Source organism: Microlunatus sagamiharensis, from assembly GCF_900105785.1.
GTDB lineage: Bacteria > Actinomycetota > Actinomycetes > Propionibacteriales > Propionibacteriaceae > Microlunatus > Microlunatus sagamiharensis.
In genome coordinates this window covers 1,989,377-2,013,746 of record NZ_LT629799.1, presented here as the reverse complement: position 1 = coordinate 2,013,746, position 24,370 = coordinate 1,989,377, and the positions used below count along the sequence as shown (strand labels likewise).

The window sequence follows — 24,370 nt, the reverse complement described above, 5'->3', positions numbered from 1 at the left end:
CCGGCGGCGCCACGCCGTACGGTGGTCGCGTGGCCCAGAGACTGACGCCCCTCGAGGTCTCCCTGCTGGCCCTCGACACCGCTCACACCCCCGAGCACGTCGGCACGGTCGTCGTCCTCGGCCCGGGTCCGGACGGCGAGGCCCTCGATCTCGACGCCGTCACCGCGCTGGTCGCGGACCGGGTCGCGTACGTGCCCCGCTACCGCCAGCGCGTGCTCTCCGTCCCCGGCCGCCTCGCCGCTCCCGTGTGGGCGGACGACGACGACTTCGACCTCTCCTTCCACGTGAGACCGGCGGCGCTGCCGCGCCCGGGCCGTCCCGACCAGCTGCGCGCCTACGTCGCCTCCGTGCTCGCGCGCCGGCTCGACCGGTCGCGCCCGCTGTGGGAGCTGCACGTCGTCGAGGGGCTGGAGGGCGGCCGGGTCGCGCTGGTGGAGAAGTCGCACCTCGCCCTCGTGGACGGCGGCGACACCGTCGACCTGGCCCAGGTGCTCCTCGACGCCGACCCCGCACCCGTCGTGGACGGCGCCCCCGAGTGGCACCCCGGCCTGGAGCCGTCGCCGACGGACCTCGTCGTCGGGGCCCTGTGGGAGAGCGCGCAGGACCCGGTCAAGGCGGTCGACAACGTGCGCGGCCTGGTGACGGGCGCGCTCGGGGTCGCTCTCGCGGTCGGCGAGGTCGTCGGCGGCACCCTCGGGTCGGGCCTCGGCACGCTGGCCGAGGACGCGCTGCGCGGCGGCCGGCCGCGCGCCGGGTCCCCGCTCGCGGGCGCGGTGTCGCAGCACCGGCGGTTCGCGACGGCCCGCGTCCGGCTCGCCGACCTGCAGGCGGTGCACGCCGCGCACGGGCACACGGTCAACGACGTCGTCCTCGCCGCGCTCGCCGGCGGGCTGCGCGCGTGGCTGCTGACCCGCGGGGACCTCCGCAGCCGGACGAGCCTGCGCGCGCTCGTGCCGATGAGCGTCGTCGAGGACGAGGGTGGCACCTCCTCGCTCGGCGTGCAGGTCGCGCCGCACGTGCAGGACCTGCCCGTGGGCGAGGCCAACGCGCTGATGCGGCTGCACCAGGTCGCGTACGGGTCGAAGGCGCACCGCAGCAGCGGACGTGCCGTCGACGCGCGGACGCTGACCGACATCGCCGGGTTCGCGCCGGCGACGCTGCACGCCCTCGGCGTCCGTGTCGCCGCCGAGACCGTCCGCCGCCCGCACGACCTCCTGGTCACGAACGTGCCCGGGCCGCAGGCCCCGCTCTTCGCCGGCACCGCGCCCGTCGAGGAGACCTATCCCGTCGTCCCGCTCGGGCCGGGCCACCTGCTCGCCGTCGGGGTGACGTCCTACGACGGCGACGTGTACTTCGGCCTCACCGCCGACCGTCGCGCCGTCGGCGACCTCGACGTCCTCGTCCAGTGCCTCGAGGACGCCGTCGAGGAGCTCGTGGGCACGACCGAGCAGACAGGTCGCCGCCAGCCCACCCGTGCCCGTCGCAAGAAGGCCGCCCCGCGCGCCGAGCCAGGAGAGTCCGCATGAGCACGACCGCCTTCGCCCCCGTGACGCCGGAGCAGGCCCGCCGCCTGCGGGACGGCGCGGACGGGGACGCGCTCGGCCCGCTACACGCTCATGCCGCCGGTCCGGCCCTGCGCGAGGCGCACGGGCTCGGTGCGTCCGACGACGAGGAGGCCGGGTTCGTCGCGCTCGGCTACGCCGGGCTCGCCGCCCTGGTCGCCCACCCCGCACCCCGCCTGGTCCTTGCGGTGGACCTGGACGACGCGCAGGTGCGCACGTCCGGCGACCACTTCGGGACCGTCGAGGTCAGCGGGCTGCGGTGGGCGCAGGTCACCGCGGTCTTCGGCGACGAGCCCGGCGCAGCCGACGACCTGGCCGAGGCCCGCCGCCTCGTGGCCGGCCGCAGCGTCGAGGACGTCGCGGACGACGACGAGGTCGTCGGCCTGGTCGACCGCTGGGACCTCCTCTGGTACGCCCCCGAGGAGCTCGACACCGCCTCGGCCTGACGGCGAGCGCCGCTCAGGCGGCGGTGGGCACGCCCTCCTGCTGGGTCTCTCCTGTCGCGCCCAGGTCCCACAGCGCGTCGGTGAACGCGCTGCGGCCGAGGCGCAGCGTCCCGTGGTTGGTCACGGCGAAGAGGAAGCCGGTGGGGGACCGGTAGAGGTAGGTGCCCTCGACCGGTTGTCGTCGTCGCCAGCGGCCGTTCGTCACGGCCCGGTGGTGGTGACGGGTCAGGGGGCCGAGGTTGTGCAGACCGGTCTGGCCCGGTGGTCCGCCGGTCTCGAGGGGGACGAAGGGCACGGTGTGGTCGGCGTCGAGCGTCCGGCTCGTCGCCTGGCCGAAGGGGAAGACGTCGACGGGGTTGCGGAGGACCAGCGCGTCGCGGAGGCGGCCCGGCACCTCGTACGCGTCGACCGGTGCTGTCGTGACCGGGTCGACGACCGGCCGGACCGTGACGCTGCAGCCGGTATCGGCCAGCCACTCCCGCACCTGCGCGAGCGTGAGCGCCTCCCCGTGCTCGGGTCGGACGAGCCCCTCGCCGGCGCGCACGGTGGTGTCGCTGAGGTGGAGGTGCAGGACGACCCGCGGGCGGGCGGCGCGGGCCAGCCGCGCGACTGCCGTGGGGTCGGTGGCCGACCCGAGCCGAGAGGGCACGGTCAGGTCGAGCGAGGGGTCGGGGCGCGGGTCGGGCTCGACCAGGTCGGCCGGCAGGAGCGGCTCGGCCTCGCCCGTCTGGCGGTCGGCGTCACCGGCGTGGGCGAGGAGCAGCGCGAGCGCCTTGGCGGGCTGGGCGAGGACGCCGACGGCCTTGGCGCGCCGCGCGTCCGCGTCGTCGCGGTCGCCCTCGAGGGCGAGGAGGTCGGCGATGCGGTCGACCACCGCGAGGAACCACGTCACGTCGCCCGAGGCGGCCTTGGCCACGAGCGTCTTGAGCCCGTGCTCGCCGTCGAACGCCCAGACGCCGACCGAGGTGGCCGCGGCCTGCTCGCGCTGCCGGGCCGCCTCGGGGTCGGCCTCGAGCACCGCGGCGGTGAGCAGCCGACGGAACCGCGCCCACGGCAGCAGCGGCAGGAAGCCGCACAGCCGGGTGTCGACCTCGACCGCCTGCTCCCAGGCCAGCGCGTGGGTCGCCTGGGCCACGGCCCTCGCCTGCCACTGCCGCACCGACCCGGCGGTGACCAGCGCCCAGAGCCGCGGGAGCCGGTGGCGGACGTCGAGAGCGTCGGCGATCAGCATCCGCGCGGACGTGCCGCCGGTGCCGCGCAGGGCGCCGAGCTCGAGCGCGCAGTGCTCCGAGACCTGCGGGCAGCCGTCGCCGCCCCACGCGACCGACCGCTCGACCACGGGTCCGTACTCGTGCTGCCGGGTGCCGTCGGGGTCGAGGTAGTGGGCGTCCGCCCACGCCGCCGCCAGCACCAGCTCCTCGCACTCGGCCTCGACCAGCGCCGTGTGCGCGGCGGCGATGCGCGCGGACAGCTGCGCTACCGTCGCCACCTCCACCGCCGGATCGAACATACGAGCGATTCTGCCGCGACCCACTGACAGTTTCTGCTGCCCGCGATGAGTCGGGCCATCGCCCGTGGTCTCATCGCCGACCGCACCGGCAGACCGCGCAGGAGGAGCACCCCATGGGCGCCATCAAGGTCCACGAGTTCACCACCCTCGACGGGTCCGTCGGGGTGCCGATGTGGACGGCCGACTTCCCGTGGACCGACCAGCAGACCGAGGACACCGCCGCCCTGACGCGGGACGCGCACGCGATCCTGCTGGGCCGGACGACCTACGAGATGTTCGCGCCGGGCTGGTCGCAGCGCACGGCCGACGACGACCCGGGGGCGCCCTTCTTCAACGACACCCGCAAGTACGTCGTCTCGAGCACGCTCACCGAACCCTCCTGGGGCCCGGCAACCGTCCTGCCCTACGACGCGGCGCGGATCGCCCGGCTCAAGGACGAGGTCGACGGCGACGTCTACGTCAGCGGCAGCGGGACGCTCGTCCGGGCGCTGCTGGCCGACGGGCTGGTCGACGAGCTGCACCTGTTCGTCTACCCGGTCGGTCTGGGCGAGGGTCCCTACCTCGTCCCGCCGGGCACCCCGAAGATCGCGCTGGGCCTGCTGTCGGCGACCCCGTACGAGAACGGCGTCGTGCACCTGACCTACGGGCCTGCCGGCTCCTGACCACCCAGGGCAGACTGACCCCATGCCACGCTCGATCTGGAAGGGCGCGATCTCCTTCGGCCTGGTCACGATCCCGGTGAAGCTCTACTCCGCCACCGAGGAGAAGGACATCGCCTTCCGGCAGGTGCACGCCTCCGACGGAGGCCGGATCAAGTACCGCCGGGTCTGCGAGATCGACGGCGAGGAGATCCCTTTCCCCGAGATCGCCAAGGGCTACGAGCTCGCCGACGGGCGCATGGTCATCCTCGAGAAGGAGGACTTCGACAACCTCCCGCTGGCCACGACGAAGGCCGTCGAGGTCGTCCAGTTCGTGGCCGAGGACGAGGTCGACCCCACCTACTTCAACAAGACCTACTTCATGCAGGCCGACGGCCCGGGCACCAAGCCGTACGTGCTGCTGCGCGACGCGCTGGTCAAGACCGGGCAGTGCGCGCTGGTGAAGGTCGCGCTGCGCTCGCGGGAGGCGCTCGCGCTGGTGCGACCGCGCGACGGGCTCCTCGTCATGCACACGATGCTCTGGCCCGACGAGCTGCGCTCCGGCGAGTTCGCCGCGCCGCCGGAGACGGTGTCGGTCTCCGACGCCGAGGTGACGATGGCCCAGTCCTTCATCGAGGCGCTGTCGGGCGACTTCAAGCCCGAGGAGTACACCGACGCCTACCGCGAGGCGCTCGAGGAGGTCGTGCAGAGCAAGGCCTCGGGCGTGGCGATGCCCGAGCAGACCGAGGCGCCCAAGGAGGCGGAGGTCGTCGACCTGGTCGCCGCTCTGCGGGCCTCGGTCGAGGCGGCCAAGAAGCGGCGCGCGGAGGGCTCGGCCGCGGCGACCGGCTGACGGCGACCGGCTGAGCGGACGGCCTCAGCCCTGCGGGTGCTCGGCGAGCCAGCGGTCGCCCGCGCGCTGCTGGGTGCGGAAGCCGGCCAGGACGGCCGGGGCCGCGCCCTGCTCGAGCTTGCGGCCGAGCAGCGGGACGTTGACCTTCAGCTCGCCGGTGAGGTTGACCGTGGTGCCGCGGCCACCGGGCCGCAGGCGGAGCTTGCCGTTCAGCGACACCGGCTGCTTGTCGACGGTGAGGCGGAGGTCGGCGTCGCGGGAGCCGTCGGGGCCCGCCTCACCCCAGACCGTCTCCTCGAGGATCGTCAGCTCGGGTCCGGTGAAGCGCGCCGCGGAGTCGGGCGCGGGCAGCGTGCGCGACGTCCAGGTCCGCGGGGCGTCGACCTCGACCGCCGAGCGGAGCGACTCGCTGTCGACGCAGACCTGCTCCTGGTAGCCGCGGTCCACCATCATCGCGTAGACGGTGGCCGGGTCGGCGGCGAAGTCGAGGTCGGTCGAGATGTCCATGCCGCCATCCAACCAGAGGCCGTTAACGTGGACGGGACGCACGACGGCGTGCGGCGGCAGCGGTGAACGGATGGGTGTGGTGACGACGTACGAGGTCGGGCTCGAGCAGGACAAGACCGACAAGATCGCGGCGGTGGCCGACGCGGGCCGGGCGGTGGCCAGCGAGCTGGGCCAGGACCCCGAGGCCGTGGCGACGTTCATGGCGCACTACTTCCGCCACGTCGACCCCTCCGACCTCGAGGACCGCACGGTCTCCGACCTGCTGTCGGTCGTGGAGAGCCACTACCGCGCGGCCCTCGTGCGCGAGCCCGGCCAGGACGTCGTCCGCGTCGTCGGCCGCCGCGGCAGCGAGGACACCCCGGACGGCGTCGGGGGCGCCACGGTGCTGCAGGTCGTGACCGACGACCTCCCCTTCCTCGTCGACTCGGTGACCATCGAGGTGCTGCGCCAGGGCTGGACGATCCGCGAGGTGTTCCACCCCCAGTTCCTCGTGCTGCGCGACGCCGGGGGCCGGCTGAGCCGCCTCATACGGTCGGCCGAGGCGGCCGAGCAGCCGGCCACCCTGCACGAGTCCTGGATGCACCTCGAGCTGCTGCCGCCGGCCCGGCTCGGGTCCGAGGACGTAGCCGGGGCCGACCTCGAGCGGGGTGTGCACGAGGTGCTCGACCTCGTCGGGCTCGCGGTGGTTGACTGGGAGCCCATGGCCGAGCGTGCGGTCGCGGTGTCGCGCGAGCTCGCCGAGGAGGTCGCCGGGAGCGGTCCGCGCGGCGGTGCCGGCGGCGAGGCCGACCAGGCCCGCGAGCTGCTCGACTGGCTGAGCGACAACCACTTCACGTTCCTGGGCGCCCGTGACTACGCCCTGACCGGCAGCGGCGAGGACGCCGCGTACGAGCCGGTCGAGGGCACCGGCCTCGGCATCCTCCGCGAGGGCGAGGCCGCCGGAGGCTTCGCGGCGTTGCCGCGGCTCGACGGCCCGCCCGCGCTGCTCGTGGTCACCAAGGCCGACACGCGCTCGCGGGTGCACCGCCCCGCCTACCTCGACTACATCGGGCTGCGCCGCTTCGACGCCGAGGGCCGCGTCGTCGGCGAGCACCGCTTCCTCGGGCTCTTCTCGACGACGGCCTACTCCGAGAGCGTCGCCCGGGTGCCGGTGCTGCGGCAGAAGGCGCAGGCGGTGCTCGAGCGCTCCGGCTACGACCGGGCCAGCCACGGCGGCAAGGCGGTCGTCGACACCTTGGAGACCTACCCCCGCGACGAGCTCTTCCAGACCCCCGTCCCCGAGCTCTCGGAGACGGTCGAGCGGATCGCGCACCTCAAGGAGCGCCGCCAGGTCCGCATCTTCACGCGCGCCGACCCGTACGGGCGCTTCGTCTCCTGCCTCGTCTACCTGCCGCGCGACCGCTACACCGGCACGGTGCGCCGCAAGATGGAGCAGGTGCTGCTCGACCGCCTGGGCGGGGCGAGCATCGACGACAGCGCGCGCGTCACCGACGCCGTGCTGGCGCGGCTGCACGTCGTCGTGCGGATGCCGGCGCGCCGGACGCCGGAGGCGCTCGGCTCGGCCATCGACCTGCGCGGGCTCGAGCGCGACCTCACCGCGGCGACGCGGACCTGGGACGACGAGTTCGCCGACCTGCTGAGCGGCACCCCGGCCGCCGACCGGCTCGGGACCCTGCTGCGCGCGCTGCCCGAGGGCTACAAGGAGGACTACTCCCCGCGCCAGGGCCGCCTCGACCTCGTCGCGCTGGCCGACCTGGAGAGCGGGGCCGACATGGCCCTCGCCCTCTACGCCCCCGACCGGGCCGACGACGAGGCCGACCTGCGCCTCAAGATCTTCCGCCGCGACGTGTCGCTCTCGCTCTCGCAGCTGCTGCCGCACCTGACCCGCCTCGGCGTCGACGTCATCGACGAGCGTCCCTACGAGCTCGAGGCGGGCGGGACCGACCGGGCCTGGATCTACGACTTCGGGCTGCGGGTGCCGGGCGGGCGCGAGGCCGTGGCGCGCGACTGGGACGAGGCCGGGCGGCAGCGGTTCGTCGCCGCGTTCCGGGCCGCGTACGAGGGCGAGGCCGAGTCCGACGCCTTCTGCGCGCTGGTCATGGCCGCCGGCCTCGGCTGGCGCGAGGTCAGCGTGCTGCGGACCGTCGGCCACTACCTGCGCCAGGGCGGCGTCTCCTACAGCCAGACCTACATGGCCCAGGCGCTCGTCGCGAACACCGCCATCGCCCGGCGCCTCTTCGAGCTCTTCGCGGTGCGCTTCGACCCGGCGTCGGGGCTGTCGCTGCCCGAGCGGACCGCCCGCGCGGCCGAGCTCGGGGCGGCCGTGGAGACGGCGCTCGACGACGTCTCCAGCCTCGACCAGGACAAGATCGTCCGTTCGTTCCTGGCGGTGCTGCGCGCCCTCGTGCGGACGAACTTCTACCGCGCGGGACGCCCGGCGCTGGCGCTGAAGCTCCGGCCGCGCGAGGTGCCGGACCTGCCCGAGCCGCGCCCCGCGTACGAGATCTTCGTGCACTCGCCGCGCGTGGAGGGCACGCACCTGCGCTTCGGCGCGGTCGCTCGCGGCGGGCTGCGGTGGTCGGACCGCGCCGAGGACTTCCGCACCGAGATCCTCGGGCTGGTCAAGGCGCAGACGGTCAAGAACACCGTCATCGTGCCGACCGGGGCCAAGGGCGGCTTCGTGCCGCGGCGGCTGCCCGACCCCTCGGTGGACCGCGACGCCTGGCTGGCCGAGGGCGTGGCCTGCTACAAGGTCTTCATCGCCAGCCTGCTCGACGTGACCGACAACCTCGTCGGCTCCGGCGAGGCCCAGCAGGTCGTGCCGCCGCCGGACGTCGTGCGCCACGACGGCGACGACCCCTACCTCGTCGTCGCCGCCGACAAGGGCACCGCGACCTTCTCCGACACGGCCAACCAGATCGCCCTCGACGAGGGCTTCTGGCTCGGCGACGCCTTCGCCTCGGGCGGCTCGGTCGGCTACGACCACAAGGCGATGGGCATCACCGCGCGCGGCGCCTGGGAGTCGGTCGTGCGCCACTTCCGCGAGCTCGGGATCGACCCCGACGCCGACGACTTCACCTGCGTCGGCATCGGCGACATGAGCGGCGACGTCTTCGGCAACGGCATGCTGCTCTCCGAGCACGTCCGGCTCGTCGCCGCCTTCGACCACCGCCACGTCTTCCTCGACCCCGACCCGGACCCCGCGCGCAGCTTCGCCGAGCGGCGCCGGCTCTTCGGGCTGCCGCGCTCGAGCTGGGCCGACTACGACGCCTCGCTGATCTCCGCGGGCGGCGGCGTCTACCCGCGCACGCTCAAGTCGGTGCCGGTGAGCGAGCCGGTACGCCGGGCGCTCGGGCTGGCGGAGGGCGTCACGGCCCTCGACCCGACGTCGTTGATCAGCGCCGCGCTCAAGGCGCCCGTCGACCTGCTGTGGAACGGCGGCATCGGCACCTACGTCAAGGCCTCGACCGAGACCGACGCCGCGGTCGGCGACCGGGCCAACGACGGGCTGCGGGTGGACGGTGCGGACCTGCGCGCCCGCTGCGTCGGCGAGGGCGGCAACCTCGGGCTCACCCAGCTCGGACGCATCGAGTACGCCACCCGCGGCGGCAAGATCAACACCGACTTCATCGACAACTCGGCCGGCGTCGACACCTCCGACCACGAGGTCAACATCAAGATCCTGCTGGCGCCAGACGTCGAGGACGGTTCGCTGGCGCCGCAGGAGCGCCTGCGGCTGCTGGCGTCGATGACCGACGACGTGGCGCAGCTCGTGCTGGCCCACAACGTGTCGCAGAACCTCGCGCTCGCCAACGCCGAGGCGCAGGCCGCCGACATGGCGCGGGTGCACGGGGAGTGGATCGACCGGCTCGAGGAGCACGGGCTCATCGACCGCGAGATCGAGTTCCTCCCCGACGAGGAGACGCTCGACGCTCGACGCGCCAAGGACCGCGGTCTCACCTCGCCCGAGCTCGCCGTGCTGCTCGCGTACACCAAGATCGTCCTCTCCGACGAGGTCGGGCGCAGCGAGCTGCCCGACGACCCGGACCTGGCCGACCGGCTCGTCGACTACTTCCCGCCGGCGCTGCGCGGGGCGTGGACCGCGCAGATGCGCAGCCACCGGCTGCACCGCGAGATCGTCACCACGGTCGTGGTCAACCGCTTCGTCGACACCGCCGGCATCACCTGCTTCCACCGGCTGTCCAGCGAGACCGGCGCGACGGCGCCCGAGCTGGTGCAGGCCCACATCGCGGCGCGCGAGCTCTTCGGCGCGGCCGGGCTGGAGGAGCGGATCGCCCGCCTCGACCACGCCGTGCCCGCCGACGTGCAGACCCGCATGCGCCTCGTCGTGCGCACGTCGGTGGAGCGGGTCGCCCGCTGGCTGGTCAACGAGCGTCCGCGCCCGCTGCGCATCTCGGCGATCGTCGAGGAGCTGGCGCCCGGCGTCCGCGCGGTCGTCGCGTCGCTGCCCGGCACGCTGGGGGAGCGGGAAGCGGCGGCCGTGGCCGAGCGCGCCGAGGAGCTGCGCGCGGCCGGCGTGCCCGATGACCTGGCCGCCGACGTGGCCGTGCTGCCGGCCGCCTGGGGCTCGCTGTCGGCGGTCACGACCGCGCGGCGCGAGGACCTCGACCCGACGGTGGTGGCCCGGGTGCACTTCGACCTGGCCCAGCGCCTCGGCCTGGACCGCCTCGTCGCCCGGGTGACGGCGCTGCCACGCCAGGACCGCTGGTCGACCATGGCCCGGGCCGCGCTGCGCGACGACCTGCACTCCGCGCACGCGCGGCTGACCGCGCAGGTGGTCGGTGAAGGTTCCGACCACTCGGCGAGCCTCGCCGACGAGTCGGTGGACACCGCCGCGGACCTGGTGGCGGCCTGGGAGCGCGGGACGCCGGGCGTGGCGCAGGCGCGGGCGACCCTGCGCTCGGCGTTGACCGGCACGACCGACCTGGCCAAGGCGTCGGTCGCGCTGCGGGTGGTGCGGGGCCTGGTCGACTGACGGCTCGTCCAGAGGGCGGGGGCGTTCGACCCGCGTGGTAGGTCTGGAGCCATGCGGATCGACCTCCACACGCACTCGAACGTCTCCGACGGCACCGACACCCCGGCCGAGCTCGTCGTCGCGGCCGCAAAGGCCGGCCTCGACGTGGTCGCGCTGACCGACCACGACACGTTCGACGGGCTGGACCGCGCGGTCGCCGCCGGCCGCGACCACGGCGTCGAGGTCGTGCGTGGCCTCGAGCTCTCCTGCTCGCACGAGCACCAGAGCGTGCACCTGCTCGCGTACGGCGCCGACCCCGAGGCGGCCGCGCTCGCGCAGGAGATGGTCCGGGTGCGCGAGGGCCGCACAGGGCGGCTGCGCCCGGTGCTCGACCTGCTCGAGGGGCTCGGGGTGCCCGTGACCGAGGAGCAGGTGATGGCGCAGGTCGGCTCGTCGCCGTCGGTGGGGCGCCCCCACATCGCGGACGCGCTCGTGGAGGCCGGCTGGGTCGCCGACCGGCGCGAGGCGTTCGACCGCTTCCTCGCCGACGGCGGGCCCGCGCACGTGGCGCGCTACGCGATCGAGGTCGCGCACGGCATCGACCTCGTCCACGCCGCGGGCGGCGTCGCGGTGATCGCCCACCCCTGGGGCCGGGGCCGGGAGGGGCTGCTGCCGCCGGACTACCTCGCCGAGCTCGTCGCCGAGCACCACCTCGACGGCATCGAGGTCGACCACCAGGACCACGACGCGGACGCCCGCGCCCGGCTGTGGCGCCTGGTCGACGAGCTGGGCGTGCTCGGCACCGGCTCGAGCGACTACCACGGCACCGGCAAGACCGACCACGACCTCGGGGTGAACACGACCCGCCCCGAGGTCTACGACGAGCTCCGCCTCCGGCTGCGCGTCGCCGTCTGAGCCCGGTCAGGCCTCCGGCGCGGCGATCGCGTCGAGGCGGGCGACCTGCTCCTCGGAGAGCGTCACGCCGGCCACGGCGAGGTTCTCCTCGAGGTGCGCGAGCGACGACGTCCCCGGGATAAGCAGGACGCTGTCGTCGTGGGCCAGCAGCCAGGCGAGCCCGACCTGGGCGGGCGTGGCGCCGACCTCGGCCGCGACGGCCTGCACGACCTCGTCCTCGACGACCTTCGGCATGCCCGGGAAGGCGCCGCCGAGCGGGAAGTAGGGCACGTAGGAGATGCCGTGGTCGGAGCAGAGGCGCAGCACGTCCTCGTCGCCGCGGGCGAGGACGCCGTACGCGTTCTGCACGGTGACGACGTCGGCCTGCTCGATCGCCTGCACGACCTGGTCACGCGTGGCGGTGGAGATGCCGACGCCGGCGATGAGGCCGTCCTCGCGCAGGGTGACCATCGCGCCCAGCAGGTCCTCCAGCGGCGCCTGCCCGGGGACGGGGTGCTCCTGCAGCCGCAGGTTCACCGCGGCGAGCCGCTCGATGCCCAGGGTGCGCAGGTTGGTCTCGACGTCCTCGCGGATGTCGGCCGGCGTCAGGGCCGGGAGCCACTGGCCCTTGGCGTCGCGACGGGCTCCCACCTTCGAGACGATCGCGAGGTCGTCGGCGTACGGGTGCAGCGCCTCGCGGATCAGCTCGTTGGAGACGTCGGGACCGTAGAACTGGGCGGTGTCGATGTGGTTCACGCCGGCGTCGACCGCACGGCGCAGCACGGCGACCGCCGTGTCGTGGTCCTTCGGCGGACCCATCACGCCGGGGCCGGGGAGCTGCATGGCGCCGAAGCCGATGCGGTGGACCTGGTAGCCGGCGAGGTCGTAGGTGCCGGCGAGCCCGGAGGAGGAGGCGGAGGCGTCCGTGGTCATGATCGCCACGCTACCCGCGCCCTTCCGGAGCCGGGCGGGGCCGAGCCTGAGCGCAGGCTGATACGAGCGGTGCACATATCTCGACCGGCTGCAGGCCCCGCCGGCGGCGCGTAACCTCGGGCCACGGTGCCGGGGGGCACCGACGAGGACCTCGGGGGGACGTCCGATGACTGCACGCGCTCTGCGCCGGCTGCTCACGCTCGTGGTGCTGCTGGGCGCCACCGTCGGGCTGGCGGGCCTGACCGCCGGACCCAGCTTCGCCGCCGGCTCCGCCGACGTCTACGTCGTCCAGGGCCTGCCCGGACGCAGCGTCGACGTCGCCGTCGACGGGAAGACCGTCGCCAAGGGGGTCAAGACGGCCGCCGTCGTCGGGCCCTTCAAGGTCGACCCGGGCTCGCGCGAGGTCACCTTCAGCGACGGCGGCACCGAGCTGCTCAGCCGGTCCTTCGACGTCAAGGCGCGCTCGAGCTGGGACGTCGTCGTGCACCTGCCCGAGGGCGGCTCGACCGACCCCACGGTGACCGTCTTCCGCAACGACACCTCGAGCGTCCCCCGCGGCAAGGCGGAGCTCGTCGTCGCGCACACCGCCACCGTCCCCGCGGCCGACATCCGCGTCAACGGCAAGGTGCTCTTCTCCGACGTCGCCAACGGTCAGTCCCTCGACCTGACCGTCCCCGTCGCGACCTACAAGGTCGCCATCACCCCGACCGGCAAGAAGTCGCCGGTCTACCTCGGCCCGGTGAGCCTCACCGTCAAGGGCGGCGCGGTGAACCGCGTCTACGCGCTCGGCGACCCCGAGAAGAACACGATGAACGTCGCCGTCCACGTCCTGGCGACCGGCTCGTCCGGCTCGAAGCGGCCCGACAAGGTCGACACCGGCACCGGCGGCGAGGCGGCAGGGGCCGTGCGGTTCCTCGCCCGGCTGACTCGTTGAGCCCCACCTCCCTGCGTACGGCGGCCGCTGCCGGGCTCCTCGCGCTCGTCGCGTCGGTGACGGCGTGCGGCGCCCCGGCGGCCGCGCCTGTGGCGTCCGCGAGCGCCGCGCCGTCCAGCCCGGCCGCCTCGGACGGACCGGCGCCGCCGGCCTCGGTCGGCACCCCGGCCGCCAGCAACCGGGTCACCTTCGTCCCGACCCGCGTCGACCTCCCGGCCGGCGCCGCCGCGCCGGTCGAGCCCGCGGTCACGCGCGACGGCGAGCTCGCCGTGCCGGAGAACGTGCAGCACGTCGGCTGGTGGGACGGCAGCGCGCGGGCCGGCGACCCCTTCGGCAACACGGTGATCGCCGGGCACGTCGACTCGGCCACCGAGGGGCTCGGCTTCTTCGCCCGGCTGCTGAGGGTCGAGAAGGGCGACACGATCACGCTCCGGGGCGCCGACGGGCACCACCTGGCGTACGCGGTCACCTCGGTCCGCACGATCAAGAAGGACGCGCTCGCCACGGGCAGCGCGGCCTTCGACCAGACCGGCGACCCGCACCTGGTGCTCATCACCTGCGGCGGGCAGTACCGGCGCGGCGCGGGCGGCTACGACAGCAACGTGGTCGTGACGGCGACGCCCAAGGGCCTCGCGCGCTGACGACGGGCGTCAGCCCAGGAAGTCCAGCACGGCGGCCACGAAGTCCGCGGGTGCGTTCGCGTGGACGAGGTGCCCGGTGTCCAGGATGACCAGCCGCGCGTCCGGAACGGTCGAGACGAGGTCGGCGACCTGGTCCTGCGGCAGCGAGCTGCGCGGGCCGCCGCCGACGACCAGCGTGGGGGCCACGATGCGCGCCACCACCTCGCGCCAGGCCGGGTCGGGGTCGTCGACCTCGGGCCGCACCTGCTCCACGACGGCCCAGTCGAGCGTCAGGGGCCCGTCCGGACGCTCGGGTGGCGCGGCCGGGCGTGGGCGGAGCAGGCCGACGTCCTCGAGCACCAGCCGGCGGACCAGGTCCGGTCGCGCCGCGGCGACCCGGCAGGCCACGAGCCCGCCGAGGCTGTGCCCGACGAGGTCGACCGGTCCGTCGGCGAGCTCGGGCAGCAGGCCCTCGACATCGGCGGCGAAGAGCCGGGTCGAGTAGGTGCCGGGCCAGTCGCTGCGACCGTGCCCGCGGAGGTTCACCGCGTGGACCGTCCGGGTGCCGCTGAGGGCACCGGCGACGTCGTCCCAGTCCTCGGCGGTCTCGCCGGTCGCGGGCAGCAGGACGGCGACGGGGGCGGCGGGCCGCGCGGCCGTCCAGGTCCTGACGACCAGCCGCACGCCGTCGACGTCCACCGGCTGGTCGTGGGGCACGACCCCAGCATCGACCCTGCCGCCCCGGAGCGCCACGGTCAGCCGCCGGTCGACGGGGCCCAGAGCACCCGGACCTCGTCGCGCCAGGCGAGCAGCTCGTCGCGCAGCGTGGCCTGCTCGGCCCGGCTGAGCGTCGACAGCAGGTTGTCCTGCTCGCCCGGGTCGGCGTCGAGGTCGAAGAGCTCGTCCGGGCGGTGGCCGAAGTGGTGGACGAACTTCGACGACCCGTCGATGCGGGTCAGGCAGCGGTTGACGCTCTGGCAGGACAGGTGGAGGGGCACCGGCTCGGCCGCGCGGATCGGGGCGGCGACGGCGCCGCCCTCGACGCGGTAGCCGAGCGCGTCCAGGACGCTCGGCATCGTGCTCGCCGTGGTGACCGGCACGTCGACCGTGCGACCGCGCGCGTCGGCGGGGTCGTGCACGAGCAGGGGCACGTGCACGCCCTCCTCGTAGATCGTGTTGTCGTGCTGGCGCAGCCCGTGCTCGCCGAACCCCTCGCCGTGGTCGCCGACGAGCGCCACCACGGTGTCGTCGGCGATGCCCAGGCCGTCGATCCGGTCGAAGAGCTGCTCGAGGAAGCGGTCGTAGTACGCGGCGGTGTTGAGGTAGAGGTTCAGCTCGTCGTCCTCGGCGAAGCGCTGCAGCTCGAAGGTGTCGGGCAGGACGTAGTCGTGGTGGCCCCCGACGGTCAGCAGCGAGAGCGCGAAGGGCTGCTCCTGGGCGGCCATCCACTCCGTGGCCGGGTCGAGCAGCACGTCGTCCTCGTAGCCGAAGTAGTTCGCCGGGCCGAAGCCCTCGGTCGGCAGGTCCTCGACGCCGCGGAACTCGTCGAACCCCAGATTGGCGACCAGCTCGGGCCGGCGCTCGAAGCCGCCGGTGGCCGCCTGGAAGAAGGCGGTGCCGTAGCCCTGCCGGCCGAGCAGCGCCGGCAGGCAGGTGGCGGGGATGCGGCCCGGCTCCGACTCGGTCAGGCGGGTGTCCACGGGCGGCGCGATGCCGCAGTGGATCGAGGTGAGCGCCTTGGACGTGTGGGGGACCGTCGTGTACGCGCGGGTCGCGACGGTGCTGCGCTCGGCGAGCCGGGCGAGGAAGGGGGTCGTGCCGAGCTCGGGGTCGGCGAGCGAGGTGGCCGACCAGCGCAGGGACTCCAGCACGACGACGACGAGGTTGCGCGGTGCCTGGCCGGCGGCGAGCGGCTCCGAGCGGACCAGGGTCGAGGGCGGTGCCGACGGCCCGGGCGCGGGCCGGGTGGCGCGGGCGTCCTCGCGGACCTCGTCCCAGGCGCCGGCGACCAGCTCCACCGCGCGGTGGCGCCCGTAGGCGCCGGACCCGGTGACGAGCGGGGCCGTCAGGCCGGCGACCAGGACGGCGACGGCGACGGCCGCGAGCAGGGCGGGGGACCGGTGACGGGCCGGGCGGGCCGTCCGCTGCCGGGCCGCGAGCCGGCGGACCAGCCAGGGCGCCACCGCGGCGTACGCGACGGCGAGGAGCAGGAGGGCCGACGCCCCGGGGCCGGCCGAGCGCCGGACGATGTCGCCGACGACCGCCGGCGCGTGCACGACCGTGCTCAGCGTCGCGGTGTCGAGCGGGGAACCCGTGCGCCGCTGGTAGAGGTGCGCGGCGACGGAGAGGAGCAGGTACGCCCCCGCGCTGACGTGGAAGGCGACGTTGCGCAGGGTGTGCCGCCGACCGGTCCGGGTCAGGGCGAAGACCACGGCCCACAGGCCGACGACGCCCAGGTGGACGCCGACGAGCCCGGGGAGCGCGGCCACGCCGAGCCGGCGGCCCGCGGCGCCCTGGTCCAGGGCCTGCAGGACGTCGAGGACGACGTCGACGACGACCAGCGGGACCGAGACCAGCGCCAGGCGCACGCGGTCCACGGTGGGCTCGGCGCTCATCGGCCGACCGTGGCCGGGACGCCCCAGCCGACGCCCTCGCTCAGCAGGGACGGCTCAGGCCTCGGAGGCCGCGGCCTCGCCACGGTCGTCGCTGCCCGCGCCGGTGCCCTGGCTGCTGCCCTCGGTGGCACCGTCCTGCTGGCTGCGGCCACGTCCACCACGGCGGCGGCGGCGACGCTTGGGGGCCGCGCCCTCACCCTCGGCGGACTCGGTGCTCGGCGCGTCGGTCGACGCCGAGGCGTCGACCGGGGCCGTGACGGTGGCCGTCGGCTCCGGGGAGGCGCCCTCGGCGCCACCCTCGACGGGGACGCCGTTGCGCAGCCGGCGGCGGCTCCGCGACGGACGGCCCGAGCTCTCGCCCTCGCTCTGGGTGCCGGAGCCCTCGCCGCGACGGCGCGCGCCGCGGCCGCCCTCGCGGGGCTCGCGCTCGGCCTTCGGCGGCTCCGGGGCCGGGTCGACGATGCGGCCCTTGACCTTGGGGTCGATCCCGAGGTCGTGGAAGAGGTGCGCCGAGGTCGAGTAGGTCTCCTCGGGCGTCTCGAAGGGCAGCCCGAGCGCGTTGTTGATCACCTTCCAGCGGGTCTGGTCGGCCCAGTCCACGAAGGTGATCGCGATGCCCGAGGCACCCGCGCGGCCGGTGCGGCCGATGCGGTGGACGTAGGTCTTCTCGTCGTCGGGGCACTCGTAGTTGATCACGTGCGTGACCCCGGTGACGTCGATGCCGCGGGCGGCGACGTCGGTGGCGACGAGGACGTCGACCTTGCCCTCGCGGAAGCGCTTGAGCGCCTTCTCTCGGGCGACCTGGTTGAGGTCGCCGTGGATCGAGGCGGCCGCGAAGCCGCGCTCGACCAGGTCGTCGGTGAGCCGCTGCGCGGAGCGCTTGGTGCGGCTGAAGACCATCACGCGACCGCGGTCCTGCGCCTGGAGGATGCGGGCCACGACCTCGGGCTTGTCGAGCACGTGCGCCTGGTAGACGAACTGCGCCGTCGCGGGCACCGTGGTCTCGTCGTCGGCGGACTCCGCGCGGATGTTGACCGGGTGCTCCAGGTGGCGACGCGCGAGCGTCACGATCGCCGAGGGCATCGTCGCCGAGAAGAGCATGGTCTGGCGCGACGCGGGGGTCTTGGCGAGCAGCCGCTCCACGTCGGGCAGGAAGCCGAGGTCGAGCATCTCGTCGGCCTCGTCGAGCACGAGGGTCTTGATCCGCGAGAGGTCGAGCGCGCGGCGGTCGGCGAGGTCGAGCAGCCGGCCCGGCGTCCCGACGACGATGTCCACGCCGGTCTTGAGGGTGTCGATCTGCGTGTCGTAGCCGACGCCGCCGTAGATCGTCAGGACGCGGAGGTCGCGGAGCGCGGCGGCGGTGGAGAGGTCCTTGCTGACCTGGCTCGCGAGCTCGCGCGTCGGGCAGACGACGAGGCCCTGCGGGGCGCCGGCCTTGGCCAGCTCCTCGTAGCCCGGCTCGCCCGGCGCCGTCGAGCGCTGCAGCATCGTGATGCCGAAGGCGAGGGTCTTGCCGGTGCCGGTGCGCGCCTGGCCGATCATGTCGGTGCCCGAGAGCGCGATCGGGATCGCCATCGACTGGATCGGGAACGGGTGGACGATGCCCACCTGGGCGAGGGCCTCGACGATCGGGCCCTCGACGCCGAGGTCGGCGAAGGTCTGCTTCGCGTCCTCGGCGACGGCCGCGTCGTCGGCCTGCTCCGCCGCGGCGAGGGACTCGTCGGTGGGGGAGATGTCCGTCTCGAGGTCCGTCTCGAGGTCGGTGTCGGTGTCGGTGCTGGTGTCGAGGTCGGCCTCGTCGAGGCCGCCGTCCTGCACGTCCGTGCTGTCGGTCTGCGTGGTGTTCAGCGTTTTGCCTGTCTGGAGTCTGCGGGTCAGCCGCACGAGCCAGCACGACGCGAACGTGGTCGCGGTGCCAGGGCCGGCGGCCGACGGCGTCGGTCCGACGCCTCTGGTGCTGAGTCTAGCCGTCTGGTACCACACGGCCCCTCATTAGGCTGCCTGGCATGTCAGACGCAGCGGCGGACGCCCGGCCCGAGCCGACGGCCGGGACGGTGGACCTGCTCGGCGCGATCGCGTACGGGGCGCTCACGGCCTTCGAGCGGCTGGCGCAGGACGGGGCCGGGGCACCGACCCTCGCCGACAAGGTGACGCTGGCGACGATGGCCGGGCGGCAGGTCGACCACCTCGAGCGGGTGCGGGACCGGCTGGCCGAGCTCGGCGCCGACGTGATGAGCGCGATGGCGCCGTTCCACCGCGCCTTCGACGACTTCCACGCCCACACCCGGCCGAAGGACTGGCTGGAGGGGCTGATGTGGGTCTACGTCGGCAGCGGGTTCGCCGACGACTTCTACGCCGAGGTCGCCCAGCAGGTCGACGACACCACGCGGGCCCTGGTCGAGGACGTCCTCTCCGACGCCGGGCACGAGGACTTCGTCGTCGAGCACGTGCGGGCGGGCATCGACGCGGACCCCCGGGTCGCCGGCCGGCTCGCGCTGTGGGGCCGGCGGCTGGTGGGCGAGGCGCTCAGCCAGGCCCAGCGCGTCGCGATGGAGCGGGAGGGCCTGACCTCGCTGCTGATGGGCGACGGCGGTGTCGACGTGGTCGCGGTCAACCGGAGCTTCTCCCGGTTGATCGAGCACCACGCCGCCCGCATGCGGCGCCTCGGCCTGCAGCCCTGACGCCGGCGCCCCTCGCTCCCGTGCCCCACGAGAGGTAGGTTGCAGCGCGAATTCCGGCTCTGGAGGCGCGGCAACCTACCGTTCGGCGGAGGTGCGGGCGGTTGCACGCGGGGGTGTGGGGGTCGTCCCCCTCGGGCGGGGCGTTCCGCGAGCGCCAGCGAGTGGATCGCACGCGGGGGTGTGGGGGTCGTCCCCCTCATGGATCAGATGCCGAAGCCGACCCGCCGCGCGTTCTCCTCGCCGAGCTCGATGTAGGCGATCTTGTCGCCGGGGACCATGACCTTGCGGCCCCGGTTGTCGGTGAGCGTCAGCACCGAGCCGCCCGAGACGGCCTCGCCGAAGGCCTTCTCCACGTCGGCCGCGCTCTCGTCGGTCTCGACGGTGACCTCGCGGTTGACGTACTGGATGCCGATCTTGATCTCCACGGGAGCTCCTCCTGCGTCTGGGCCCGGCACGGGCAGACCCCGGCGCCGGACTCCCCACGCTGCCACACGCGGCGCACCGACCACGTACGTGTTCGCGCCGGGCGGAGCGCCTCAGCCCGGCTGGTCGGGCGCTTCGTCCTCGGTGGCCGGCCGGACGACGAGCCGGGTCCACGCGCCGACGTACACGCGGTCGTCGGCGCCGAGCTCGTGCTTGGCCCCGACGGGGACCGGGTCCTCGGGCAGCGGTCCGCCGGACGGGGCGACGAACGTCCCGTTGGCCGACTCCAGGTCCTCGACGAAGAAGCGGGTGCCGTCGGTGGTCAGCTGCGCGTGGCGCCGGCTGACGCCGGAGTCGTCGGCGCAGTCGACGTCGGGGTGGATGTTCCGGCTCGCGGAGGGCCGCCCGACGAGCGCGGAGCGGCCGGTCAGCACGACCGTGCGCGGCGGCCCGGCCGAGGGGACGACGTCGGGGCTCTGCGACTCGGCGTACCAGTCCGGGTCGACCCAGACCTCGACCACCCAGCGGGCGACGGGCGGCGGGACGGGCACCTCGGGCAGGTCGAGCTCGGCCTCCGGCCCGGCGGCGGGGACGGAGCCCGGACCGAGGTCCGGCGGGTCCAGCGGTCGCGGCATCGCGCCGGTGGTGAAGTCGTAGCCGCAGCCCTCGCAGAAGAGCGCGTCCGGCCCGTGCGGCGTGCCGCAGCTCGGGCACGGCTCCAGCGCGGGCGGCGTCGGCCCGGCGTCGGGCCCGGGAGCCGGTGCGCCCGCCGGGGCACCAGCGGGTGTCTCGACGGGGGCGCCGCAGACGTCGCAGTAGTCCGCGGCGGCCGTGTAGTGGCCGTTGGGGCAGCGGTTCATGCGCGCGTCACCTGATCCTCGTCGTCTTGGTGGAGGCGGTGTCGAGCGCCATCTCGTCGGCCTTCTGCACGTCGCGCCGCAGCCGTACGGTGCCCGTCTCCGGGTCGTCGATGTCGACGACCTTGCGGAGCCGGGTCGTGGCCTCCGCGTTGCCGGTGGCCTCGGCGAGCTGCACGGCGCGCCCGAGCCGGGTCGTCGCCGTGGCGTCGTCGCCCGCGGCCTTGGCCGCCAGGCCCTGCTGGATCGCGTCGGCGAGCTCGGTCTGGCCCGTGTAGTGCGCGACCTCGGCGTTGATGCGGGTGGTCAGGCCCTCGTCGTCGGACCAGCGGGCCTTGACCAGGCCCTGCGCGACCACGTCCGGCCCGACGGCGAGCTGCACGCGGGCGGCCAGCTGCTCCTGGCCGAGCGACTTCGCGCTCAGCCGGACGGCCACGTGGTAGTCGCGGGACTCGTCGCCCCACGACCCGGTCGGGTAGGCGCCGGTGAGCGCGTTGACGTCGGTCCGCCGCGCCGTCAGGTCCTCCACCGAGGGCGACACCTGGCGCACGAACAGCAGCTGCGCACCCTGCGGGGTCCAGACCCGCAGGTCGGCGGCGGCGACGCCGCGGGCCATCGAGGCCTGCATGAGCCCGGCGAACTCGGCGCGCAGCTGGTCCGGCTCCGGCACGATGTCGACGGTGCCGAGCAGGGCCTGGGCGAGGCGGCGGACCTCGGCGACCTGCCAGTCGACGCCGACGCCGCGGCAGTCGCACTGGAAGCGGCCCGCGACCCCGGCGATCGCCGCGCTCAGCTGCTCGGGCGTCTCGTTGTGGTTCTCGCCGTCGGTGAGCAGGATCGCGTGCCGCTTGACCAGGGGTGCGCCGGCGGGCGTCCGCACGGAGTCGAAGAGCCGCGCGGCCAGCGTCAGCCAGGTGCCCATCGCCGTGCCGCCGTCGGCCCGGAACTGCTGCACCGCCTGGTGCGCCTGGTAGCGCCGGGCCGGGTCCATCACGGTCATCCCGGTGCCGGTCCGCACGGCGGGGTAGGCGAGGTAGGCCTGGTGCGTCCCGGCGACCACCGCGAACCAGGTCCCGTCGGCGATCTGGTCGATCGCGGCGTCGGCCGCCTGCTTGGCCGCCTCCAGCCGCGTACGGCCCATGGAGCCGGAGGTGTCGACGATGATGATCTCGCCCGCCCCTCCCGCGCCGTCGGACCCGGGGTCGGCGGCGGTGCCGGCCGCGGTGCACGTGAGGGTGACGATCGCGTTCACGTCCGTGCCGCCCTCGGGCAGGAACTCGTTCTGGTAGACGGTCGCGGAGAAGTCCGCCATCGTGCTCCCTACCTCGTCGCGGTGACTCCTGGTACGCCGCTCAGTATGTCGGCCCCGCCGGTCACGCGAGCCCCTCGGGCCGCACTTCGACGTAGAGTGGCGCCCACGATGGACGACCCCGCGCCGCCCGCATCCCCCTCCGCACCCCGCTGCTCACGCCGCTCAGAACGCGGTCGCGCCCACCATGGCGCTTGACCTCGTCTGGGTGCTCGTCGGGCTGGTCCTGACCGTCGGCACCGGCTTCTTCGTCGCCTCCGAGTTCGCGCTGGTCAACCTCGACCGCAACGAGCTCGAGGGCCGCCAGGCCCGCGGCGAGAAGGGCGTCGGCCTGACGATCAACGCCCTCAAGATCACCTCCACGCACCTCTCGGGCGCGCAGCTCGGCATCACCCTGACCACGCTGCTCACCGGCTACACGATGGAGCCCGCGATCAGCCGGCTGCTGTCCGGGCCGCTCGGCTCGCTCGGCCTGCCCGAGGCGAGCGTCCCGGTGGTCGGCACCATCGTCGGCGTCGGCTTCGCCACCCTGCTGTCGATGGTGCTCGGCGAGCTCGTGCCCAAGAACTTCGCGCTCGCCCTGCCGCTGCGCACCGCCAAGGTCGTGATCGGCTTCCAGACCGTCTTCACGGCGGTCTTCCGGCCGCTCATCGTGCTGTTCAACGGCACCGCGAACCGGGTCATCCGCGCGCTCGGCATCGAGCCCAAGGAGGAGCTCTCCGGCGCCCGCAGCGCGGAGGAGCTCAGCTCGCTGGTGCGCCGCTCGGCGATGGAGGGGCTGCTCGACGCCGACCACGCGACCCTGCTGAACCGCACCCTGCGCTTCTCCGACCACTCCGCGGAGGACGTCATGACCCCGCGCGTGCGGATGGAGAAGGTGCGGGCCGAGGACACGGCGGCCGACGTCGTGGCGCTGTCGCAGCGCTCCGGCTTCTCCCGCTTCCCGGTCATCGGCGAGGACGCCGACGACATCACCGGCGTGGTGCACGTCAAGCAGGCCTTCGCCGTCCCCGCCGCGTCGCGCCACACCGTGCTGGCCCGCGACCTCGCCGCCGATCCGCTCTTCGTGCCCCGCTCGATGGGCGCGGACACGCTGCTCGGGCTGCTGCGCCGGGGCAGCTTCCAGATCGCCGTCGTGACCGACGAGTACGGCGGCACCGACGGCGTCGTCACGCTCGAGGACCTCGTTGAGGAGCTGGTCGGCGACCTGCGCGACGAGCACGACCGGACGCGCGCCGACCTCGTCCACGACGGGAAGGCGGTCGTCTTCGACGGCGCGCTGCGCCCTGACGAGCTGCTGGAGCGCGCGGCCATCAAGGTGCCGACCGACGAGGAGTACGAGACCGTGGCCGGCTTCGTGACCGACGTGCTGGACCGCATCCCCGAGGTCGGCGACGAGGTCGGCATCGACCAGGGCACGCTGCGCGTCGAGCGGGTCGAGGACAACCACGTGGAGCGGCTGCGCTTCACCCCGACGGAGCCCGAGGAGAGCGAGCACGACCTCGTCGTGGACGAGCTGCGCCTCGAGGCGCGCGAGGGGGCCCGTCGTGGGTGAGTACGCCCCGGGCCTGGTCGCGCTGGTCGTGCTGCTGGCCGTCAACGCCTTCTTCGTCGGCGCGGAGTTCGCCGTGATCTCGGCGCGCCGCTCCCAGGTCGAGCCACGCGCCGAGGCCGGCAGCAAGGCCGCGCGCACCGCGCTCTACGCCATGGAGCACGCGACGCTGATGCTGGCGACGAGCCAGCTCGGCATCACCGTCGCCTCGCTGCTGATCCTCAACGTCTCCGAGCCCGCCATCCACCACCTGCTGGAGATCCCGCTCGGGCTCACCGGGCTCGGCGTGGACGTCATCAGCGTGCTCGCCTTCGTCGTCGCGCTGGTGCTGGTGACCTTCCTGCACGTGGTCTTCGGCGAGATGGTGCCCAAGAACCTCTCGTTCTCGGTGCCCGATCGCGCGGTGCTGCTGCTGGCCCCGCCGCTGGTGCTGGTGTCGCGGGTCTTCCGCCCGGTCATCTGGACGTTGAACGCGCTGGCCAACGCGGTCCTGCGGCTGTGCCGCGTCGAACCCAAGGACGAGGCGACCAGCACGTACACCCTCGACGAGGTCGCCGGGATCGTCGAGCAGTCGACCCGCGAGGGCGTGCTGGACGACTCGACCGGGGCCCTCAGCAACGCCTTCGAATTCACGGCCCTTAAGGTCCACGACGTCGAGGTGCCGATCGAGCGGATCGTGGCCCTGCCGCGGGCCAGCGCGACCCCGGACGCCGTGCAGCGCGCGCTCGTCGAGCACGGCTACTCGCGCTACATCCTCACCGACGCCGACGGGGAGCCGGCCGGCTTCGTGCACCTCAAGGACGTCATGGACCTGTCCGGCGGCCCGGCCGAGACCGAGCCCTTCCCCGACAAGCGCGTACGCCGGCTGGCCTCGGTGCTGCGCGACTCCGACCTCGAGGACGGGCTGGCCACCATGCGCCGCCAGGGCGTGCACGTCGCGCGCTCGGTGGACCGCGAGGGTCACGCGACCGGCATCCTCTTCCTCGAGGACGTCATCGAAGAGCTCGTCGGCCAGGTCGACGACGCCACCAGCCGGCACGAGGCGGACGCCCTAGGTTGAG

Annotated in this window: 20 protein-coding genes; 11 read left to right on the top strand and 9 right to left on the bottom strand. The window is 74.3% G+C overall.

Annotation, left to right across the window (positions count from 1 at the left end; genetic code table 11):
* Positions 1–29: 29 nt before the first annotated feature.
* Complete coding sequence (locus tag BLU42_RS09155) at positions 30–1,526, top strand: wax ester/triacylglycerol synthase family O-acyltransferase (RefSeq protein WP_091074174.1); 1,497 nt, start codon at positions 30–32, stop codon at positions 1,524–1,526.
* Positions 1,523–2,008 (top strand): DUF6912 family protein, encoded by a 486-nt coding sequence (locus tag BLU42_RS09150; protein WP_091074173.1) that lies wholly within the window; start codon positions 1,523–1,525, stop codon positions 2,006–2,008. Before BLU42_RS09155 ends, BLU42_RS09150 begins: the two co-directional genes overlap by 4 nt.
* Positions 2,009–2,021: 13 nt before the next feature.
* Here the strand turns inward: BLU42_RS09150 and BLU42_RS09145 are convergent, their stop codons facing one another.
* Positions 2,022–3,518, bottom strand: a complete 1,497-nt coding sequence (locus BLU42_RS09145) for a hypothetical protein (protein ID WP_091074172.1) — start codon at positions 3,516–3,518, stop codon at positions 2,022–2,024.
* 113 nt (positions 3,519–3,631) lie between these two features.
* Between BLU42_RS09145 and BLU42_RS09140 the strand changes: the two genes are divergently transcribed.
* Both BLU42_RS09140 and ku read left to right on the top strand, forming a co-directional pair.
* The gene (locus BLU42_RS09140; protein ID WP_091074171.1) at positions 3,632–4,180 is read left to right on the top strand and encodes a dihydrofolate reductase family protein; all 549 of its coding nucleotides are present in this window, start codon (positions 3,632–3,634) and stop codon (positions 4,178–4,180) included.
* Between the two features lie 22 nt (positions 4,181–4,202).
* A complete protein-coding gene (gene ku / locus BLU42_RS09135; protein ID WP_091074170.1) occupies positions 4,203–5,009 on the top strand; it encodes a non-homologous end joining protein Ku in 807 nt (268 codons plus the stop codon).
* A 24-nt stretch (positions 5,010–5,033) separates the two neighbouring features.
* On the opposite strand, the gene BLU42_RS09130 is transcribed toward ku, so the two are convergent.
* Entirely contained in the window at positions 5,034–5,516 is a 483-nt protein-coding gene (locus tag BLU42_RS09130; RefSeq protein WP_091074169.1) for a DUF2505 domain-containing protein, read from the bottom strand.
* Between the two features lie 70 nt (positions 5,517–5,586).
* Here BLU42_RS09130 and BLU42_RS09125 point away from each other — a divergent pair, with 70 nt between their 5' ends.
* Both BLU42_RS09125 and BLU42_RS09120 read left to right on the top strand, forming a co-directional pair.
* A complete protein-coding gene (locus tag BLU42_RS09125) occupies positions 5,587–10,512 on the top strand; it encodes an NAD-glutamate dehydrogenase (RefSeq protein WP_172825774.1) in 4,926 nt (1,641 codons plus the stop codon).
* A 51-nt stretch (positions 10,513–10,563) separates the two neighbouring features.
* Entirely contained in the window at positions 10,564–11,406 is an 843-nt protein-coding gene (locus BLU42_RS09120) for a PHP domain-containing protein (protein WP_091074168.1), read from the top strand.
* A gap of 6 nt (positions 11,407–11,412) precedes the next feature.
* Here the strand turns inward: BLU42_RS09120 and BLU42_RS09115 are convergent, their stop codons facing one another.
* Positions 11,413–12,318, bottom strand: coding sequence for an oxidoreductase (locus BLU42_RS09115; RefSeq protein WP_091079953.1), 906 nt, complete (start codon positions 12,316–12,318; stop codon positions 11,413–11,415).
* Positions 12,319–12,484: 166 nt separating this feature from the next.
* Here BLU42_RS09115 and BLU42_RS09110 point away from each other — a divergent pair, with 166 nt between their 5' ends.
* The gene (locus BLU42_RS09110) at positions 12,485–13,252 is read left to right on the top strand and encodes a DUF4397 domain-containing protein (protein ID WP_091074167.1); all 768 of its coding nucleotides are present in this window, start codon (positions 12,485–12,487) and stop codon (positions 13,250–13,252) included.
* Complete coding sequence (locus tag BLU42_RS09105; RefSeq protein WP_231918523.1) at positions 13,249–13,893, top strand: class F sortase; 645 nt, start codon at positions 13,249–13,251, stop codon at positions 13,891–13,893. The genes BLU42_RS09110 and BLU42_RS09105 overlap by 4 nt, the downstream gene beginning before the upstream one ends.
* A gap of 9 nt (positions 13,894–13,902) precedes the next feature.
* Here the strand turns inward: BLU42_RS09105 and BLU42_RS09100 are convergent, their stop codons facing one another.
* From BLU42_RS09100 to BLU42_RS09090, 3 genes are read right to left on the bottom strand one after another with little or no spacing between them, the layout of a single operon-like run.
* On the bottom strand, positions 13,903–14,589 hold the full coding sequence (locus tag BLU42_RS09100) for an alpha/beta fold hydrolase (RefSeq protein WP_091074166.1): 687 nt from the start codon (positions 14,587–14,589) through the stop codon (positions 13,903–13,905).
* 38 nt (positions 14,590–14,627) lie between these two features.
* Complete coding sequence (locus BLU42_RS09095) at positions 14,628–16,487, bottom strand: LTA synthase family protein (protein WP_091074165.1); 1,860 nt, start codon at positions 16,485–16,487, stop codon at positions 14,628–14,630.
* A gap of 54 nt (positions 16,488–16,541) precedes the next feature.
* Positions 16,542–18,062 (bottom strand): DEAD/DEAH box helicase, encoded by a 1,521-nt coding sequence (locus BLU42_RS09090; RefSeq protein WP_091079947.1) that lies wholly within the window; start codon positions 18,060–18,062, stop codon positions 16,542–16,544.
* 431 nt (positions 18,063–18,493) lie between these two features.
* On the opposite strand from BLU42_RS09090, the gene BLU42_RS09085 reads away from it, so the two are divergent.
* Positions 18,494–19,168 (top strand): ferritin-like fold-containing protein, encoded by a 675-nt coding sequence (locus BLU42_RS09085; protein ID WP_091074164.1) that lies wholly within the window; start codon positions 18,494–18,496, stop codon positions 19,166–19,168.
* Positions 19,169–19,371: 203 nt separating this feature from the next.
* Here the strand turns inward: BLU42_RS09085 and BLU42_RS09080 are convergent, their stop codons facing one another.
* The 3 genes from BLU42_RS09080 to BLU42_RS09070 all read right to left on the bottom strand — a co-directional run bounded on the left by BLU42_RS09080 (position 19,372) and on the right by BLU42_RS09070 (position 21,760).
* The gene (locus BLU42_RS09080) at positions 19,372–19,593 is read right to left on the bottom strand and encodes a DUF3107 domain-containing protein (protein WP_091074163.1); all 222 of its coding nucleotides are present in this window, start codon (positions 19,591–19,593) and stop codon (positions 19,372–19,374) included.
* Between the two features lie 111 nt (positions 19,594–19,704).
* Positions 19,705–20,451 (bottom strand): FHA domain-containing protein, encoded by a 747-nt coding sequence (locus tag BLU42_RS09075; protein WP_091074162.1) that lies wholly within the window; start codon positions 20,449–20,451, stop codon positions 19,705–19,707.
* Between the two features lie 7 nt (positions 20,452–20,458).
* Positions 20,459–21,760, bottom strand: a complete 1,302-nt coding sequence (locus tag BLU42_RS09070; protein WP_091074161.1) for a vWA domain-containing protein — start codon at positions 21,758–21,760, stop codon at positions 20,459–20,461.
* A 184-nt stretch (positions 21,761–21,944) separates the two neighbouring features.
* Here BLU42_RS09070 and BLU42_RS09065 point away from each other — a divergent pair, with 184 nt between their 5' ends.
* A complete protein-coding gene (locus BLU42_RS09065) occupies positions 21,945–23,312 on the top strand; it encodes a hemolysin family protein (RefSeq protein ID WP_091074160.1) in 1,368 nt (455 codons plus the stop codon).
* Positions 23,305–24,369, top strand: coding sequence for a hemolysin family protein (locus BLU42_RS09060; protein WP_091074159.1), 1,065 nt, complete (start codon positions 23,305–23,307; stop codon positions 24,367–24,369). Before BLU42_RS09065 ends, BLU42_RS09060 begins: the two co-directional genes overlap by 8 nt.
* Position 24,370 lies beyond the last annotated feature (1 nt).

What these genes read in the sequence shown, in the direction of transcription:
- BLU42_RS09150 (WP_091074173.1), top strand. Translation starts at nt 1,523, where the DNA reads ATGAGCACGACCGCCTTCGCCCCCGTGACGCCGGAGCAGGCCCGCCGC.
- BLU42_RS09145 (WP_091074172.1), bottom strand. Translation starts at nt 3,518, where the DNA reads ATGTTCGATCCGGCGGTGGAGGTGGCGACGGTAGCGCAGCTGTCCGCG.
- BLU42_RS09140 (WP_091074171.1), top strand. Translation starts at nt 3,632, where the DNA reads ATGGGCGCCATCAAGGTCCACGAGTTCACCACCCTCGACGGGTCCGTC.
- ku (WP_091074170.1), top strand. Translation starts at nt 4,203, where the DNA reads ATGCCACGCTCGATCTGGAAGGGCGCGATCTCCTTCGGCCTGGTCACG.
- BLU42_RS09130 (WP_091074169.1), bottom strand. Translation starts at nt 5,516, where the DNA reads ATGGACATCTCGACCGACCTCGACTTCGCCGCCGACCCGGCCACCGTC.
- BLU42_RS09125 (WP_172825774.1), top strand. Translation starts at nt 5,587, where the DNA reads ATGGGTGTGGTGACGACGTACGAGGTCGGGCTCGAGCAGGACAAGACC.
- BLU42_RS09120 (WP_091074168.1), top strand. Translation starts at nt 10,564, where the DNA reads ATGCGGATCGACCTCCACACGCACTCGAACGTCTCCGACGGCACCGAC.
- BLU42_RS09115 (WP_091079953.1), bottom strand. Translation starts at nt 12,318, where the DNA reads ATGACCACGGACGCCTCCGCCTCCTCCTCCGGGCTCGCCGGCACCTAC.
- BLU42_RS09110 (WP_091074167.1), top strand. Translation starts at nt 12,485, where the DNA reads ATGACTGCACGCGCTCTGCGCCGGCTGCTCACGCTCGTGGTGCTGCTG.
- BLU42_RS09095 (WP_091074165.1), bottom strand. Translation starts at nt 16,487, where the DNA reads ATGAGCGCCGAGCCCACCGTGGACCGCGTGCGCCTGGCGCTGGTCTCG.
- BLU42_RS09090 (WP_091079947.1), bottom strand. Translation starts at nt 18,062, where the DNA reads ATGGCGATCCCGATCGCGCTCTCGGGCACCGACATGATCGGCCAGGCG.
- BLU42_RS09085 (WP_091074164.1), top strand. Translation starts at nt 18,494, where the DNA reads ATGTCAGACGCAGCGGCGGACGCCCGGCCCGAGCCGACGGCCGGGACG.
- BLU42_RS09075 (WP_091074162.1), bottom strand. Translation starts at nt 20,451, where the DNA reads ATGAACCGCTGCCCCAACGGCCACTACACGGCCGCCGCGGACTACTGC.
- BLU42_RS09070 (WP_091074161.1), bottom strand. Translation starts at nt 21,760, where the DNA reads ATGGCGGACTTCTCCGCGACCGTCTACCAGAACGAGTTCCTGCCCGAG.
- BLU42_RS09065 (WP_091074160.1), top strand. Translation starts at nt 21,945, where the DNA reads ATGGCGCTTGACCTCGTCTGGGTGCTCGTCGGGCTGGTCCTGACCGTC.